General features: G+C 62.4%; 2 protein-coding genes. Both read right to left on the bottom strand.

Features of this window, described 5'->3' with window-relative positions; translation table 11 throughout:
* Positions 1-903: DUF6571 family protein (locus tag GZ998_RS06915; RefSeq protein WP_374939180.1), on the bottom strand; the 903-nt coding region annotated here is incomplete at its 3' end.
* A 301-nt stretch (positions 904-1204) separates the two neighbouring features.
* Entirely contained in the window at positions 1205-2431 is a 1227-nt protein-coding gene (locus tag GZ998_RS06910; protein ID WP_306823043.1) for a DUF6571 family protein, read from the bottom strand.
* Positions 2432-2612: the final 181 nt, after the last annotated feature.

Below are 2612 nucleotides of genomic sequence, written 5' to 3'. Positions count from 1 at the left end.
GTGGGCGGCTTGTGGTGTCATGGGGTCGGGGGCGGTGATGGTGGGTTGCCCGTCGACCTCGGTGTAGAAGGAGAAGGGACCACCGTTGTTACCGGTAGCAGCCGCCTCCATGGTGGCGTCGCTGAGCAGGCCGTAGTTAGCGGCATCAACATAGGCCTGAGCTCGCAGCACGGTCCTGATATCAGCGACGTCGATGGTGTCGGAAGTACTGTCGCCCGCCCGCAGTTCGGCAATGCCATCGAGGTAGCCCATGGTCTGCGCGGCGGACTGATACTGCCCGAGCAGGGTTGTTTCGGGGTCGGCGGACATGGGCATCTTCTCGTCGATTTGGTGGTGGTGGTATTGGAGCATCGTAGTGACCAGTGTGTCGGCGGCGTGCTCGTCGTCGATGACGCGGTACAGGACGGTCTCGAAGTGTGTGTCGGTAACCAGGCCGGACAGACCGTATACGCTACTGACTTCCAGAGATCCGCCGCTGGCCAGACCGGCGATTTCGTCCGGGCTGTTGGCGAGCAGGGCGGCGAGGTTCTGCTTCGTGGTCGCGGTGTATTCCTTGGGGGGTACTTGGTCGGTGAGGAACCTGACTGATCTGGCGGTGGTCCAGGTTGCTGCGGCTGAGGTCTCCTCGTCCTGGCTGTCGCGCATGGTTGAGACCGCGGCCATGGCGGCGGTGAGCTCCTCCAGGGCGGTGGAGTTCCAGTGGCCTTCTTCGAGCGCTTCCCACCGCTGTTGGGTCTGTTCCCCCGGCATCCACTTCCCGTCGCTGGTCTCGCCATCTGGGCTGAGGTAGTCCAAAGCGGCCTTAGCGTTGGTCTGGTCGTTGCTGCTCGTGGCGCTGGGGTTGAACCCGGGGATGTCCAGGCCGTTGTGGTCCGCCTCCAGCGAGCAACCCACCAAAGACACACAAAACACCAGCAACAGCACAAGCATGGCTGCGCTCGGGTGGCATCGCCGCGAGAGGGCTACGCGAGTAAAGAGTCGCATAATAGGTGTCCTCCTCGCGGCTCGGTGCGGTGGTGGGTGCCGGCTGCCCGCACCAACCCCGAATGCGGTTTCAGGTCTGGATGAAGAAAGGTGCGCGCGGCAAATGCCGGGAGCGATACGAGGTTGACCACGCCAAGGCGCGTCTGCGTACGCATCTCGCGTCGCAACGTGACGACGTGCTGCAAAAATGCCGCACTTAGGACAAGAAGATTAGATAGACTCATTTGATGACTTTGGCTGCCTGTCCCTCGTCGTAGCCAAAGTTGTAGCCGTTGGTGATCCTGACATCAAGACCGTCCATGGTGGCGTCTTCGACTAGTCGGTCCCAACGCATGTATTCGTGGGCGGCATCGGGTGTTATGGGGTCGGGGGCGGTGATGGTGGGTTGCCCGTCGACCTCGGTGTAGAAGGAGAAGGGAGCACCGTTGTTGCCGGTGGCGGCCGCCTCCATGGTGGCGTCGCTGAGCAGGCCGTAGTTCGCGGCATCAACATAGGCCTGAGCTCGCAGCACGGTCCTGATATCGGCCCCATCGACAGTGTCCGGAGTGTTGTCGCCCGCCCGCAGCTCGGCAATGCCATCGAGGTAGCCTACGCTCCTTGCGGCAAACTGATACTGCCCAAGTAGGAGAGCTTCAGGGTCGGTTGCCGTAGTCATCTTTGAGTCGATCTGATTGTGGTGGTATTCGAGCATGGTCGCGACCAGTGTGTCGGCGGCGGTCTCATCGTCGATGACACGGTACAGGACGGTCTCGAACTGTGCGTCAGTCACGAGGCCAGACAGACCGTATACGTTAACTCCTTCGAGTGAACCGCCGCGCGCCATGTCGGCGATCTCGTCAGGGCAGTTGCCGAGCAGGACGGCGAGGTTTTGTTTCGTTGTATCGGTGTAGTCCTTGAGGGGTACTTGGTCGGTGAGGAACCTGATTGATCTGGCGGTGGTCCAGGTTGCCGCGGCTGAGGTCTCCTCGTCCTGACTGCCGCGCATGGTTGAGACTGCGGCCATGGCGGCAGTGAGCTCCTCGAGTCCGGCAGGGTTCCAATCGCCTTCGTCGAGCGTCTCCCACCGCTGTTGGGCCTGTTCCCCCGGCACCCACTTCCCGTCGCTGATCTCACCATCAGGGCTGAGATACTCCAAAGCGGCCTGGGCATTCGCCTGGTCGTCGTGGCCCGCGGCGCTGGGACTGAACCCGGGGATGCCCAGGGCGCTCTGATCCGCCCGCAGCGAGCACCCCGCCAAAGGGGCGCAGGCCAATAACAGCACCAACAGTAGACCTGCTGGCCGACGCTGGCGCGAGAGGGCTGCGCGGGCCTGGGGTCGCGTGCCGGGTAATTCCCTGTGTCGGTGCGGAGCAGTTGTGAGCGCCAGACACACTGCGGAAGCGATGACGCTCAAGAATACCCGGGCCCAAACACCGCGAGACGAGCCGAGGGGCTGCGAGGTCGGCATACCTGGTAGACGAGAGGCAGGCAGATTCATTTGGTGATCTTTGCGCCATGGCCCTGCTTGCGGCCTGTTTGATCGCCCGTTGCGATAGTGATGTCAAGACTGTTCATGACGGAGTCGTGGACCAGGTCTTCCCAGTTTATGTATTCGTGGGCGGCTTGTGGTGTCATGGGGTCGGGGGCGG

Origin of the sequence: Actinomyces sp. 594 (assembly GCF_019325145.1) — a bacterium.
In the GTDB taxonomy this organism is placed as follows: domain Bacteria; phylum Actinomycetota; class Actinomycetes; order Actinomycetales; family Actinomycetaceae; genus Actinomyces.
This window is presented reverse-complemented; position numbering and strand designations above follow the sequence as displayed.